Origin of the sequence: Thermus sp. LT1-2-5 (assembly GCF_040363165.1) — a bacterium.
Lineage (GTDB): Bacteria > Deinococcota > Deinococci > Deinococcales > Thermaceae > Thermus.
The window spans coordinates 117,567-130,268 of the sequence record NZ_BSRG01000003.1 but is presented as its reverse complement, the minus strand read 5'-3'; the positions used below and the strand labels follow the sequence as shown (position 1 = coordinate 130,268).

The following is a 12,702-nucleotide window of genomic DNA, read 5'->3' as shown; positions in this document are numbered from 1 at the left end:
GTTGCGCCTAAGTTTAGGGGCTTTCCTGGGGGAGGTCAAGCCGCTCGAAGGCCACCACCAGCTCGGGAAGCGCCTCGGGCTCCGCCACGGCGAAGAAGTTTTCCTCCACCTCTAGGCGGGCCACCCACTCCCCCGCCACCCCGGCCAGGGTCTTGGGGCCGGCTTCCTCCCGGAGAAAGCGGCGCCGGCGAAGCCTAAGGTCCCCCCCTTCCCCGTAGAATACCTGGTAGACCACGCCGCCCCAGCGCTTTTCCCCATACCACCCCCCTTCGATGGGGCTCACCTCGTAGCCCAAGGCCTTAAGGGCTTCCATCCAGGACCTCGAGGGCCTCGGGGCCTTCCAAGACAATCTCGTAGTAGCCAGCGTAGAGGACGATGCGCCCTTTGGCCCGCACCTTCTTGCCCAGATAGCTTTGGGGGAAGGGCTGTTGGAAAAGGCCATAGCTGCGCGGGAAGACCGCCAGGCGCAGGTCGCTTTCCCCCGTGCCGAAGTGGAGGAAGGCCACGGTGCCCCGGTCCTCCACCCGCTGGATCACCCCTTCCACCCGGGCCACCCGGCCGAAATACCGGGGGGCTTCCTGCCAGGGGATGGTCCCTTCCACCTCGGGCAGGGCGAAGGGGTTTTCCTTTAGCCCCGCTTGGAAGTCCTTTTCCATCACCGCCAGGAGGCGGGCGAAGGCCTCCGGGGCCTCCTTGCGGGAAAGGCGCACGGCGAGCTCGCGGTTGGCGTTTAGGGAGTTGGCGCTCAGGTTGAGGCTTCCCAAAAGGGCCACCTCCCCGTCTTGCACCAGCACCTTGGCGTGGACGTAGGGGTCGGGGAGGAAGCGCACCTCGGCCCCTGCCGCCTTGAGGGCCTCTGCCCCCGCCAGGAAGTAGGTGTCCCCAGGCTCGGCGGGGCTTCCCACCAGGCGCACCCTGACCCCCCGGGCCAAGGCCGCTTTCAGGGCGGCCACCACCTCCGGGTCCGCCATGGCCTGGTGCTCTAGGAAGAGCTCGCGCTTGGCCCCTTGGATGAGGGAAAGGAGGACCTCGCGGGCGTTCCCCTCCTTGACCCCGCCCAAGACGCGGCTTGGGGCCCAGACGAGGAGGGACCGGGAGAGGTCCAGGCGCTCCCCCTTCCAGTCCGCCTCGAAGACCCGGGCCACCTCCGCCACCTGCTTGGGGTCGTCCAGGATGAGGGCGTACTCCCGGTTGGCCCCAAAGGAGCTTCCCGTGAAGTTCATGGTCCCCACCCAGGCCCACTTGCGGTCCACCACCAGGCTCTTCTCGTGGACGAAGACGAAGCGGAAGGGGGTGGTGAGGCGCACCTCCACCCCCCGTTCCTTCAGGGCCTGGTAGACCGTGAGGTCCGCCCGTCCGCCCGAGGGCTCCCGCTCCAGGAGGACCCGCACCTTGACCCCCCGGGCCACCGCCTCCCCCAACGCCTCCACCACGTCCATGCGGCTTGGGGTCCAGAGGTAGGCCTTGACCAGGATCTCCGTCTTGGCGGCGCGGATGAGGTCCAAGAGGGGCGCCACCCCGTCCTCGGGCTCCACCACCAGCCGGGGCGCCGCCAGGGCGGCGAGGAGGAGAAAGATTAGGGTAAAGAGGAGCCTTCGCATCACCACCCAAAGCATACCTGGGCGTTTTGGTCCGTGAGGGCCTCCGCCTCGGCCAAGGTTAGCCCCCGCACCTCCGCTAGCTTGGCCAGGGTGAAGCGCACATAGTGGGGGCGGTTGCGCTTGCCCCGGTGGGGTTCGGGGGGGAGGAAGGGGGTGTCGGTTTCCACCAGGAGGCGGTCCTCGGGGAGGCGTTTCGCCACCTCCCGGAGGGCCTCGTTTTTCCTGTAGGTGAGGGGGCCGGCAAAGCTGAAGTAGGCCCCCACCTCGAGGCCCGCCCACTCCAAGGCGGGGTGCCCCCCGAAGGCGTGGAGCACGGCCCGCTTGGGGCGGTGGAGGAGGAGCCAGGCGGCGAGGTCCTCCTCGGCGCTTGCGTCCTTGCTCCGCACGTGGAGGACCAAGGGGAGTCCCCGCTCCTCCGCCAAGGCCGCCTGGAAGTCCAGGGCCTTGTGCTGGGCGGCCTTGGTCTCCGGGGTCCAGTAGTAGTCCAAGCCGGTTTCCCCGATGGCCCTGACCCGCCCGTGGCGGGCGTAGTGGCGCAACGCCTCCTCCACCTCGGGGGAGAGGAGGTGGGCGCTGGTGGGATGGAGGCCGAGGGCGGCGTACACGTTGCCTTGGGCTAGGGCCAGGGTCCTCTCCCAGCGGCTTGGGTCCACCCCCAGGGTGAGGACCGCCTTGAGTTCGCCCAGGTGGGCCTTGGCCTCCTCCAGCTCCTCGGGTTCCAGAAAGTCCAGGTGGGCGTGGGTGTCCGTCATGGGGACTAGCTTAGCCCGAGGGGCTTTGTCGGCTGGGCCACGGGGGCCTTGTACCTCCCCTTGTATCCTGAAAGGGAGGCCACCTATGAAGCGGTTCTTCCTTCTCGCTCTCCTCCTTTCTGCCTGCGCCCCCGCCCTCTTGGGGGTGGACCCCGGACGGCTTCCCGACCCCGGGGACTGGGACCCCAAGCCGGCTCCCTTGGAGTGGTGGTACGCCTCGGGCTTCGCCGGGCCCTACGCCTTCCACTTCGCCTTTTTCAAGGCCTACCCCCCGCCTGCCTACCGCATCCTGGGCCTGCCGGGAAGCCTTTTCGGCCCCTTCCACGCCGCCCACCTGGCCCTCACCCACCTGGGCACGGGGGAAAGGCGGTTTCTGGAGGTGGCGGATCAGGACCTCCTCTCCTCCCGGGGCCGGGCGGAGCCGGGGCCGCGGCTTTGGGTGGGGGATTGGCGCTTTGAGCGGGAAGGGGAAGGTTTTGCCCTCCAGACGGGCCCCTTGGCCCTTTTCCTCCTCCCGGAAAAGCCCCCCGTGGTCCACCCCCCGGGCTACTCGGGCACGGAGGAGACGGGGCGGATGTACTACCAGTCCTACACCCGGGCCCGGGCTTGGGGGAGGGTCTTGGGGGAGGAGGTGGCCGGGGAGGCCTGGCTGGACCACCAATGGGGGGAGCAGCTTTCCGGCCTAGAGGCTACCTGGGACTGGTTCGGCCTCCACCTCTCCGACGGCTCCGAGCTCATGGCCTACCAGGTGAAAGACGCCCGGGGCCGGGTGGTGCAGGTCCTGGGAAGCCGGGTGGACCCCTTGGGGCGGGTGGAGGCGGTGGACCTGGCCTTCCTGCCCCTGGAGGCCTGGCGGAGCCCCTCGGGCCGGGTCTACACCCTTTCTTGGCGCCTAGAGGGGCCGGCCCTGGACCTCACCCTGCGCCCCTTTTTCCGGGAGGGGGAGATCCTCTCCCGCACCACCCGGGTGGCCTACTGGGAAGGCCCCGTGGCGGGGGAGGGCAGGCTAAAGGGCTACCCCGTGCGGGCCCGGGGGATGGGGGAGTTTGTGGCGGGGGCCTTCCGCCCTTAAATGCGTCTGCTATACTAAAAGAGGTTTAGTGCCTGGGTGATATTTATGAGTTTACGCGTGCTCGGCGTCAACGCATCGGCACGGACGGACGGGTTTACGGCGGAGCTTCTAGACGAGGTTTTGGAGGCGGCCAGGCGCAAGGGAGCACTCACGGAGCGCCTGGATTTGGTGAAGCACCCCTTTCCCTTGTGCGTGGGGAACTACTCCCAAGACCCTTCCTCCTGCGGCCCCGAAACCTGCGTGCAGGGGCCCTGGGACGGGTTTGGCAAGGTGGCGGAGCGGATCCTGAACGCCGACGCCGTGGTCTTCGCCACCCCCGTGTACTGGTTTAGCGTTTCCGCCCGGATGAAAGCCCTCTTGGAGCGGATGACCTCCATGGAGAACCAGGGGCTTTTGAACCTGGGCAAGCCCATGGCCCTCTTGGCCGTGGCCGAGGAGGAGGGGGCGAGCCAGGCCTTGAGCCAGATGCTTTTGCCCCTTTCCTACATGGGCTTCGTCCTCGCCCCCTTGGGCCTGGTGTATGCCCATCGGCGGGGGCTTCGCACCTTCAAGGAAAACCGGGAGCTGGTGGAAGACGCCCGCATCGCCGGGGAGAACCTGGTCCTCATGGCCGAAAGGCTCCGGGGAACCCCGTTCCAAGAGCCCCTTCCCAGCTACGTCTACCGGGTTCCCCGCCTGCCGGGGGTGGTGGCGGATTAGAGGTAGAGGGGCTCCACCCCTTCCTGGGCGAAGGGCTTGAGGGCATAAAGGGCCCAGGGGTCCGGGGGAGGGTCCAGGAGAAGGCCCGTTTGGGGAAGCTCCTCCGCCGTGAGCTTCCTGGGGGGGGTTAGCACCAGGGGCCTGCCTTCCCGCTTGGCGTAGGTGGCCCCGTAGTAGAGGCGGTTCCTGGCGGTGAAGAGGGGGGTGAGGGGAGGCCCACCCTCCGCCAAAAAGGGCCAGCAGGCGGCCAGGAGGGAGCTTACCCCGTAGACCTTAGCCCCTTGGGCCAGGGCCACCCCGAGCCCCGCGGCCAAGGCGATGCGGAGGCCCGTGTAGGAGCCTGGGCCCGTGCCCAGGACCAGGGCGCCGATGTCCTCCCGCCTCGCCCTCACCTCGGCCAGGACCTCGTCTAAGAGCGGGAAAAGCGCTTCCTCATGCCGCCTTCCCAGGCGCACCACCCGGCCCACCCCCTCCTCGCCCTGGAAGACGCCCAGGGCCAAATAGGGGGTGGCGGTGTCCAGGGTCAGGGTCCACACGCCTTCCATCCTAAGGGGGTTGGTATACTCCGGCACGGGATGCGGGGGTACCCGTTATACCTTCTCCTTTCCTTGGGGGCCCTTTTGGCCTTGGCGGTGCTGGCGGAAAGGCTTCGCTTTGCGCCCGGCTTTGTGGTTTCCCTGGGCCTTCTCGCCTACGGCGCCTTGGCCCTTTATGGCCTCCGCTTTGGCCTGCGCCATGCGCTTTTGCTTTTTGGGCTTCTCGCCCCTTGGTTTCCCCTTGCGCCCGTCCTCGCCCCCCTGGCCTTCGCCCTTCTCTTTGGCCGGCGCATGGGGGAGAAAGAGCAGGCCGCCTTTTACGGGTGGGCCTTGGTCTGGCCCGCCTTGGCGCTTCTTTTGGTTTGGCAGGTCTTTCCCACCTTTTACGCCTTCTACTTAAGCCTCTTTGAGAAGGTGAACTTCCTGCGCCCGGCGGCCTTCGCCGGGCTTGAGAACTACCAGATCCTCCTCAAGGACCCCCTTTTTTGGCGGGCCCTGGGCAACACCTTCTGGTACGTGCTCTTCACCGTGCCCACGGGGCTTCTTTTGGCCACCGCCATCGCCATCCTCCTGAACACGGGGGTGGCCTTCCAGGGGTTTTACCGCACCCTTTACTTCCTCCCCTACATCACCGCCCTCACCGCGGCGGCGGCGGTGTGGCGCTGGATCTACCACCCCGAGTTTGGCTTTCTGAACTGGCTCCTTGGCACCCCGGGCCTGGACTGGCTCAACACCCCCACCGGGGTCTTCGCCCTTCTCCTTAAGCCCTTGGGCCTCGAGCCCCAGGGTTTTTGGGCGGGGCCGAGCCTGGCCTTCGTGGCGGTGATGGCCATGAGCGTCTGGCACTTCCTGGGGTACCAGGTGGTGATCCTTTTGGCGGGGCTTCAGGCCATCCCCAAGGAGTACTACGAGGCGGCGGAGCTGGACGGGGCCAACTTTTTCCAGCAACACCGCCTCATCACCTGGCCCCTCCTTTCCCCCACCACCTTCTTCCTCTTCACCCTGGGGGTGATCGGGGCCTTCCAGGTCTTCACCCAGGTCTACGTTCTGACCCCCACGGGCGGGGTGTTGCAGGACACCTTGACCCTGGCCTTCTACCTCTACAACAAGGGCTTCCGCGACTCCGATTTCTCCTACGCTAGCGCCATCGCCATGGTGACCTTCCTGCTCATCCTGGTCCTCACCCTGGTGCAGCGGCGGGTTTTAGAGCGGCGGGTGAACTATGAGATCTAGGGCCTTTTCCCTCCTGGTCCACCTCCTCCTCCTGGCTGGGGGGTTGGGGATGGCCTTCCCCTTCTACTGGATGCTGGCCACCAGCCTCAAAAGCCCCCAGGAGGCCCTGCAGGCCAAGCCCATCTGGGTGCCGGAACGGATGAAGCCGCAAAACTGGGCCAAGGCGGCGCGGCTCGGGGATAGCCCCTTCTGGGGGGGGTTGGGCCCGGGGCGGAGCGTAGAGCTCGTCTTCCCCGGGGAGGCGGGAAAGCCCCCCAGGGCCTTCGTGCCCCGCGCCCCAGGGGCCTTTTTTGACCCGGTGGCGGACGGTACCCGGGTGGAGGTGGGGTACCGGGAGGGCGCTTGGCGGGTCCGGCTCACCAACGCCACGGAAGAGTCCTTCCGGGTCCTGCCCCTGGTGGTCCTTTGGCCCAAGGAGGTGCCCCTGGCCCCGCCCCTGCCCCCGGACGCCCTTCGCTCCCAGGGGGAGATGTGGCGGTTGGAGTGGGTGAATGCGGTGCCGGGGGCCTTGGGGTACGTGTTCCACAACTACCTCGAGGCCTGGCGGGCCGCGCCCTGGGGCCGCTACTTCTTCAATAGCTTCTTCACCGCCTTCACCCAGGTGGCGGTGGGGCTTTTCCTGGCGGCCCTGGCCGCTTTCGCCCTGGCCCGGGTGCCCTTTCCCGGCAAGGAGGGGGTGTTCCTCCTCATCCTGGCCACCATGATGGTGCCCGGGGAGGTCCTCCTCATCCCCAACTATGTTCTTTTGGCCCGGCTTGGCTGGCTGGACACCTACTACGCCCTCATCGTGCCTTGGCTGGCCTCCGTTTTCGGCATCTTCCTTCTGCGGCAGTTTTACCTTTCCTTGCCCCAAGACCTCTTTGACGCCGCCCGGATCGACGGGGCCGGGTACCTGACCCAGCTTTTCCGCATCGCCTTGCCCCTTTCCCTACCGGGCCTGGTGTCCTACGGCATCTTCACCTTCCTGGGGGCGTATAACGCCCTCCTCTGGCCCCTTATCGTTACGCAAAGCCCGGAGATGCGCACGGTGCAGCTGGGCCTCCAGGCCTTCGTTTCCGAGGCGGGCTCGGACTACGGGGCCTTGATGGCCGCCAGTACCTTCGTGATCCTCCCGGTCATCCTGGGTTACTTCGTGGCCCAGCGGCAGTTCATCCAGGGCATCGCCCGCTCGGGGCTCAAGTAGCTGACCCTGGTCTGACGCCAGGCGGTATACTCCTAGCGGAGGTGTAGAGGCGTATGAAGAGGGTTTTGTTGCTCGCAGCCCTTCTGGGGCTAGCCTTGGCCCAGCAGGCCAAACCCGAGGACGTGATCAAGGAGCAGTGTGCCAAGGCCAAGGTGGTGGCCGAGCTCTGGCACGGCTTCACCGGCGGCGCCCCCAAGGTGGCCTTGGAGAACCTGGCGGTGGAGTTCAACAAGGCCCAGCAGGGGCGGTGCGTCCGCCCCGTGCCCCAAGGGGGGTACCGGGACCTCTCCACCAAGATCAAGGCGGCCTTCGCCGCCGGAAAGGTCCCCGCCATGGCCCAGGCCTACGAGAACAACATCGCCCTTTACCTGGAGGCCAAGGCCCTTTTGCCCATCGAGTCCTTGGGGGTGAAGCTCCAGGGGGTGAACCTCGCCTTCCTGAACGCCGTGCGCTTCGGGGGCGTGGTCTACGGGGTGCCCTTTAACAAGAGCATCCAGGTTCTCTACTACAACAAGGACCTTTTGAAGAAGCACGGGGCCAAGGTGCCCGCTACCCTCGAGGAGTTCGTGGCCCTCAGTAAGCGCCTTTCCCAAGCGGAAGGGGGCCCCGTCTATTGGTTCCAGCCCGACGCCTCCACCTTCGCCTACTTCTTCTTCAACCTGGGGGGCAGCTACCTGAAAAACGGCAAGCTCGTCCTGAACTCCAAGGAGGCGGTGGAGGCCCTCACCCTCTTGCAAAACGGGGTGAAGGAGGGCTGGGCCAAGGCCATCACCTCCGGCTACATCAACCAGAACCTGGGCTCCGGCCCTTATGCCTTCAGCGTGGACACCTCCGCCGGCTACACCTACTACCGCCAGGGGGCCAAGTTTGACCTGGGGGTGGCCACCCTTCCCGGGAAGGGCAAGGGGCAGGCGGGGTTCGGCCTGGTGCAGGGCACCAACCTCGTGGTCTTCCGCCAGGCGAGCAAGGAGGAGCAGGCGGTGGCCAAGGACTTCCTCCAGTTCGTCTTAACCCCCAGGGCCCAGGCGGTCTTCGCCACGGCCACGGGGTACGTGCCCGTAACCGAGGCCGCCCTCAAGGACCCCGTTTACCAGGCCTACGTGGCGGAAAACCCCGATTACGCCACCATCGTGCGCCAAAGCCGCTACGCCAAGTTCGAGCCCGCCTTGGCCGAGTGGGAGCAGATCCGCTTTGACATCCTGGGCCAGGCCATCAAGGAGGCCATCCTGAACAAGGTGGACCCCAAGGTGGCCCTGGACAAGGCGCAAAAGCTGGCCGAGGACCTCCTTTCCGGCAAGACCCGCTAGGCCTAACGCCCTTAGGCCGCCCGCCCCTCTGGGCGGGCGGTTTAGACTAAAGGCATGCCCAAGGGATACCACGACCGCGTGGCCTTCGTGGACCTCTCCACGGGGCGCATCTGGTACGAGGGTTATGGCGAGGCCTTTTGGCGGCGCTATCTTGGGGGCAGGGCCCTAGCTGCCTACCTCCTCCTCAAGCACGTGCCCAAGGGGGCAGACCCCTTGGGCCCGGAAAACGCCCTCATCTTCGCCCCCGGGGTCCTCACCGGCACCCCCATCTCCGGCTCGGGGCGCAACACCGTGGCCGCCAAGAGTCCCCTGACCGGGGGGTACGGGGACGCCGAGGGCGGGGGCTTCTTCGGGGCCGAGCTGAAGAATGCTGGGCTGGACGCCCTGGTGGTCCTGGGCCAGGCGGAAAGCCCCGTCTACCTGCACGTGGAGGGGGGCGAGGTGGCCATCCATCCCGCCCCCCACCTCTGGGGGAAGGATCCCCTCGAGGTGGAGGCCCTCATCAAGGAGGTCCACGGGGGGAACACCCGCATCGCCCAGATCGGCCTGGCGGGGGAGAACGGGGTCCTCACCGCCAACGTGATCCACGACCTGGCCCACTTCGCCGGGCGGGGGGGCTTGGGGGCGGTGATGGGGGCCAAGCGCCTCAAGGCGGTCTCCGCCCGGGCCCGGAAGGAAACCCTTCCCCCCTACCACGACCCCGCCCTCCTCAAGGAGCTGGCCCGGCGCATGGCCAAGGAGCGCATGGAGCGGGCGGCGGGCCTGGTGACCATGGGCACCGTGGGCACGGTGAAGCCCTTTAACCTGCGGGGGGTCCTCCCGAGCCACAACTTCCTGGATGGCTTTCTGGAAGGGGCCGAGGCCCTAGACGGCACCAGCCTGGACGCTTTGGGCATCCGCATCGGGCGGGACACCTGCTACGCCTGCGCCATCCGCTGCAAGCAGGTGGTGAAGATCGAGGGCACGGGCAAGTACGACGTGCGCCCGGAGTACGGGGGGCCGGAGTACGAGGGGCTTGGGGCCTTGGGCTCCACCTGCGGGGTCACCGACCCGTACGCCGTGACCAAGGCCAACACCCTCTGCAACCAGTACGGCCTGGACGTGATCGGGGTGGGGGTGACCCTGGCCTGCGCCATGGAGGCGGTGGAGAAGGGGTATCTGGACGACGAGGGCCTGGGCTTGCGCTTTGGCCACGGGGATGCCCTCATCGCCGCCATCGAGAAGCTCGCCCGCAAGGAGGGGCGGCTTGGGGCGCTTTTGGCCTTGGGGGCGAGGCGGTTGGCGGAGGCCATCGGCCATCCCGAGCTGGCCATGCACGTGAAGGGCCAGGAGGTGCCCATGCACGACCCCCGGTACAAGCGGGCCCTGGGGGTGGGCTACGCCCTTAGCCCCACGGGGGCGGACCACAACCACAACCTCCACGACACCGCCTTCGCCAAGGAGGGCAAGGCCTTGAAGGAGCTTCGCTTCTACGGGGAGGACTTCCCGCCCCTTCCCATTGAGGACCTCTCCGAAACCAAGGTCCGCATGCTCTGGACCAAGACCCGGGAGCGGGGCTTCGTGAATAGCCTGGTGCTTTGCGACTTCGTCCCCTGGACCCCCGAGGAGTGGCAGGAGGCGGTCTACGCCGCCACGGGCTGGCGCCTCACCCCGGAGGAGATGCTGGCGGTGGGGGAGAGGACCTTGCACCTCACCCGGCTTTTCAACCTGCGGGAAGGGATTTCCCCCCAGGAGGACCGGCTTCCCGAGCGCTTCTTCCAACCCTTCCGCCGGGGGAACCCGGAGGCCCGGCTGGACCCCGGGGCCTTCCAGGAGGCCGTCCGGGCCTACCGCCGCCTTGCCGGGTGGGAGGAAGGGGTGGACCCCAGGCGGCTTGCCGCCCTGGGCCTAGAGGAGTTCCAAAACGCCCTGGCGTAGGAGGGCGGGGAGGGGGGGTTCGCCCACCTTAAGGAGGGCGTACCGCCCCCGGAGGAGGGCGAGGAGGCGGAGGGCCTTGAGGTGGGCGGTGAGGGCCTTCCGGTAGCCCTCCACCTCCTCCTTTCCCACGAGGAGGGTTGCTCCCGTTTCCACGTCCTTTAGGAGGGCTTCCCCGAAGGGCGGGGCGAGTTCCAGGGGCGAGAGGATCTGCACCAGGACCAGCCGCCGGGGGAGGAGCCGGGCCCAGGGCAGGGGGTCCAGGCCGTCGGTGAGGAGGACCAAGGTTCCCCGCCCCGCCCCCCAGGCCCCGGGCCTGCCCCGCCTTAGGCGGGCTTGCGGGTCTTCCTGGCGGGCGATCTTGAGGAGGAGGGCCGCCACCGCCTCGGCGTAGGCCAGCTTCCCGTGGAGGCGCATGCTTTCGCTCTCGTCCAGGAATAGGCGGAAGCGGGCCCTTTGCGGGGCGGTTTCCAGGCGGGTGTAAAGCCTTCCCGTCTTGGCGTAGGCCCGCCAGTGGATCCGGCGCACCTCGTCCCCGGGGGCGTAGGGGCGGAGCTCGTAAAACTCTCCCCCCAGGCCCTTGCGCCGGGCCAGGCGCTCCCCGGGGTAGGGGAGGTAGGGTTTGGTGGCGAGGCGGTAGCGGGTCATGCCGTCTGGCAGAAGGTGCAGACCCCCACGGGGGGCAGGGGCTCAATCACCTCCTCCCGGCTTCCCTCGCGGAAGACGGTGATCCCCTTGCACCCCTCCTTCCAGGCCAGGAGGAAGAGCCCTGCCACCACCTCCTTGGGGGTTTCCTTGGGCAGGTTCACCGTGGAGGAAATGCTCTGGTCCACGTGGCGCTGCAAGGCGGCCTGGAGCCGGACCCGTTGGAAGGGGTCCACGGTGTGGGCTGTGGGCCAGTCGGGGGTTCCGCCGCCCGTGGCTTCCCGGTAGCGCTTGAGCAGAGGGTGTTCCGCCAAGAAGACCGCTCCCCCGGCGTGGCGTAGGTAGGTGAGGGCGAAGATGGGCTCGATGCCGCTCGTCACCCCCGCCAGGATGGAGATGGAGCCCGTGGGGGCGATGGAGAGGAGGGCGGCGTTCCTTAGGCCCCTTTCTATTTCCAGGATTACGTCTTCGGGAAGGGCTTGGATGAAGGGGCTTTTGAGGTGCTCCCGGGGGTCGAAGGCGGGGAAGGGGCCCTTCTCCCTCGCCAGGCGGGCGCTTTCCCGGTAGGCCGCCTCCTTGATGCGGCGCATGACCTCCTCGGCCAAGCGGAGGGCTTCTTCGGTGCCGTAGGGGAGGCTCAGCATGGCCAGCATGTCGGCGAGGCCCATAACCCCGAGCCCGATGCGGCGGCTTCTTAAGGAGGCTTCCCGCTGGGCCCGCACGGGGTGGTGGTTCTTGCCCAGGTCCACCACCGCGTCCAGGAAGCGCACGGCAAGCCGGGTGGCCTCTTCCAAGGCGGCGAGGTCCAAGCGGGCCTCCGGGGTAAAGGGGGCCCTCACGAAGGCGGCCAGGTTGAGGCTACCCAGGTTGCAGGCCCCATAGGGCTCCATGGGCACCTCCCCGCAGACGTTCACCCCCTTCACCTCCATTCCCCCGTACTGGGCCGTGGCCCAGGTGCGCACCCGGTCCCAGAAGAGAAGGCCGGGCTCGGCGCTGCTCCAGGCGGCCTCCACCAGGGCGTCCCAGGCCTCCTTGGCCCGGATGGTGGCGGCGATCCGTTGGCGGGGGGTGGTGAAGGAGAGGGTCCAGGGCGCATCGGCCAGGGCCGCCTGCAAAAAGGCGTCCGTGGCCCGCAAGGAGAGGTTGGCGTGGCGGATTTTGCTGCGCTCGAGGTCGGTTTTGGCCCGCAGGAAGTCCAAGAGCTCGGGGTGGGTGTCGGAGAAGGTGAGCATCAGGGCCCCCCGCCTTCCCCCGCTTGCCCCCATAACCCCGGCCAGGGTGGAGAAGAGTTCCATGAAGCTCACCGCCCCGGAGCTTTCCATTCCGGCGTTGCCCACCCTGGCCCCCTTGGGGCGGAGGACGTCGGCGTTGGTCCCCACCCCGCCCCCGTAGGCGAAGGTGCGCATGGCCTCGTCCAAAAAGCGGGCGATGCCCCGCACGGAGTCTTCCCGGATGGGGAGGAAGTAGCAGTTGAAGAGGGTGCTTTTGCGCCAGTTGCCGAGGCCAAAGAGGATCCTGCCCCCGGGGACGAAGCGGAAGTCCTGGAAGAGCCAGAGGTAGGCCCCTTCCATGCCCCGGTCCACCCGGGCGGCGTGGCGGGCCAGGCGGCGCCATAGCTCCGGGGGGGTGGCCTCGAGGGGCCTCCCTTCCCTATCCCTCAGGGCGTAGCGCCTCAGGAAGACGCTTGCCCTAAGGTCATCTCCCCCAAAAAACTCCAGGGAAAGCCGATACGCCTCCTCTTCCCGGTAGGGCTTGGGCAC

The 12,702-nt window shown here is 67.7% G+C and carries 12 protein-coding genes; 6 read left to right on the top strand and 6 right to left on the bottom strand.

Features of this window, described 5'->3' with window-relative positions; genetic code table 11:
* Positions 1-13: 13 nt before the first annotated feature.
* The 3 genes from ABXG85_RS04385 to ABXG85_RS04375 are packed head-to-tail and all read right to left on the bottom strand — an operon-like array spanning position 14 to position 2,353.
* Entirely contained in the window at positions 14-313 is a 300-nt protein-coding gene (locus tag ABXG85_RS04385) for a hypothetical protein (protein ID WP_353512512.1), read from the bottom strand.
* A complete protein-coding gene (locus ABXG85_RS04380; RefSeq protein ID WP_353512511.1) occupies positions 300-1,616 on the bottom strand; it encodes a phospholipase D-like domain-containing protein in 1,317 nt (438 codons plus the stop codon). The genes ABXG85_RS04385 and ABXG85_RS04380 overlap by 14 nt, the downstream gene beginning before the upstream one ends.
* Positions 1,601-2,353 carry a TatD family hydrolase gene (locus ABXG85_RS04375; RefSeq protein ID WP_353512510.1) on the bottom strand — a complete coding sequence of 251 codons (753 nt, stop codon included), beginning with the start codon at positions 2,351-2,353 and terminating at the stop codon, positions 1,601-1,603. Before ABXG85_RS04375 ends, ABXG85_RS04380 begins: the two co-directional genes overlap by 16 nt.
* 85 nt (positions 2,354-2,438) lie before the next feature.
* Here ABXG85_RS04375 and ABXG85_RS04370 point away from each other — a divergent pair, with 85 nt between their 5' ends.
* The gene (locus ABXG85_RS04370) at positions 2,439-3,425 is read left to right on the top strand and encodes a lipocalin family protein (protein ID WP_353512509.1); all 987 of its coding nucleotides are present in this window, start codon (positions 2,439-2,441) and stop codon (positions 3,423-3,425) included.
* Between the two features lie 45 nt (positions 3,426-3,470).
* Positions 3,471-4,124, top strand: coding sequence for a flavodoxin family protein (locus tag ABXG85_RS04365; RefSeq protein WP_353512508.1), 654 nt, complete (start codon positions 3,471-3,473; stop codon positions 4,122-4,124).
* Here ABXG85_RS04365 and tsaB read toward each other — a convergent pair.
* On the bottom strand, positions 4,121-4,669 hold the full coding sequence (tsaB, locus tag ABXG85_RS04360; RefSeq protein ID WP_353512507.1) for a tRNA (adenosine(37)-N6)-threonylcarbamoyltransferase complex dimerization subunit type 1 TsaB: 549 nt from the start codon (positions 4,667-4,669) through the stop codon (positions 4,121-4,123). The two genes, ABXG85_RS04365 and tsaB, sit on opposite strands and share 4 nt — an antisense overlap.
* A 30-nt stretch (positions 4,670-4,699) precedes the next feature.
* Here tsaB and ABXG85_RS04355 point away from each other — a divergent pair, with 30 nt between their 5' ends.
* From ABXG85_RS04355 to ABXG85_RS04340, 4 genes are read left to right on the top strand one after another with little or no spacing between them, the layout of a single operon-like run.
* Complete coding sequence (locus tag ABXG85_RS04355; protein WP_353512506.1) at positions 4,700-5,893, top strand: carbohydrate ABC transporter permease; 1,194 nt, start codon at positions 4,700-4,702, stop codon at positions 5,891-5,893.
* 49 nt (positions 5,894-5,942) lie between these two features.
* Positions 5,943-7,076, top strand: coding sequence for a carbohydrate ABC transporter permease (locus ABXG85_RS04350; protein ID WP_353512626.1), 1,134 nt, complete (start codon positions 5,943-5,945; stop codon positions 7,074-7,076).
* A gap of 53 nt (positions 7,077-7,129) precedes the next feature.
* A complete protein-coding gene (locus ABXG85_RS04345) occupies positions 7,130-8,383 on the top strand; it encodes an ABC transporter substrate-binding protein (RefSeq protein WP_353512505.1) in 1,254 nt (417 codons plus the stop codon).
* Between the two features lie 54 nt (positions 8,384-8,437).
* Positions 8,438-10,300: an aldehyde ferredoxin oxidoreductase family protein gene (locus ABXG85_RS04340; RefSeq protein WP_353512504.1), complete on the top strand. Its 1,863-nt coding sequence runs from the start codon at positions 8,438-8,440 to the stop codon at positions 10,298-10,300.
* On the opposite strand, the gene ABXG85_RS04335 is transcribed toward ABXG85_RS04340, so the two are convergent.
* Together ABXG85_RS04335 and ABXG85_RS04330 are read right to left on the bottom strand one after the other, a co-directional pair.
* Positions 10,271-10,945, bottom strand: a complete 675-nt coding sequence (locus ABXG85_RS04335; RefSeq protein ID WP_353512503.1) for a DUF58 domain-containing protein — start codon at positions 10,943-10,945, stop codon at positions 10,271-10,273. The genes ABXG85_RS04340 and ABXG85_RS04335 overlap by 30 nt on opposite strands.
* Complete coding sequence (locus ABXG85_RS04330) at positions 10,942-12,702, bottom strand: adenosylcobalamin-dependent ribonucleoside-diphosphate reductase (RefSeq protein WP_353512502.1); 1,761 nt, start codon at positions 12,700-12,702, stop codon at positions 10,942-10,944. Before ABXG85_RS04330 ends, ABXG85_RS04335 begins: the two co-directional genes overlap by 4 nt.

Coding starts and splice junctions, on each gene's coding strand:
- ABXG85_RS04350 (WP_353512626.1), top strand. CDS start 5,943: ATGGCCTTCCCCTTCTACTGGATGCTGGCCACCAGCCTCAAAAGCCCC.
- ABXG85_RS04375 (WP_353512510.1), bottom strand. CDS start 2,353: ATGACGGACACCCACGCCCACCTGGACTTTCTGGAACCCGAGGAGCTG.
- ABXG85_RS04345 (WP_353512505.1), top strand. CDS start 7,130: ATGAAGAGGGTTTTGTTGCTCGCAGCCCTTCTGGGGCTAGCCTTGGCC.
- ABXG85_RS04370 (WP_353512509.1), top strand. CDS start 2,439: ATGAAGCGGTTCTTCCTTCTCGCTCTCCTCCTTTCTGCCTGCGCCCCC.
- ABXG85_RS04385 (WP_353512512.1), bottom strand. CDS start 313: ATGGAAGCCCTTAAGGCCTTGGGCTACGAGGTGAGCCCCATCGAAGGG.
- ABXG85_RS04340 (WP_353512504.1), top strand. CDS start 8,438: ATGCCCAAGGGATACCACGACCGCGTGGCCTTCGTGGACCTCTCCACG.
- tsaB (WP_353512507.1), bottom strand. CDS start 4,669: ATGGAAGGCGTGTGGACCCTGACCCTGGACACCGCCACCCCCTATTTG.
- ABXG85_RS04355 (WP_353512506.1), top strand. CDS start 4,700: ATGCGGGGGTACCCGTTATACCTTCTCCTTTCCTTGGGGGCCCTTTTG.
- ABXG85_RS04335 (WP_353512503.1), bottom strand. CDS start 10,945: ATGACCCGCTACCGCCTCGCCACCAAACCCTACCTCCCCTACCCCGGG.
- ABXG85_RS04365 (WP_353512508.1), top strand. CDS start 3,471: ATGAGTTTACGCGTGCTCGGCGTCAACGCATCGGCACGGACGGACGGG.
- ABXG85_RS04380 (WP_353512511.1), bottom strand. CDS start 1,616: ATGCTTTGGGTGGTGATGCGAAGGCTCCTCTTTACCCTAATCTTTCTC.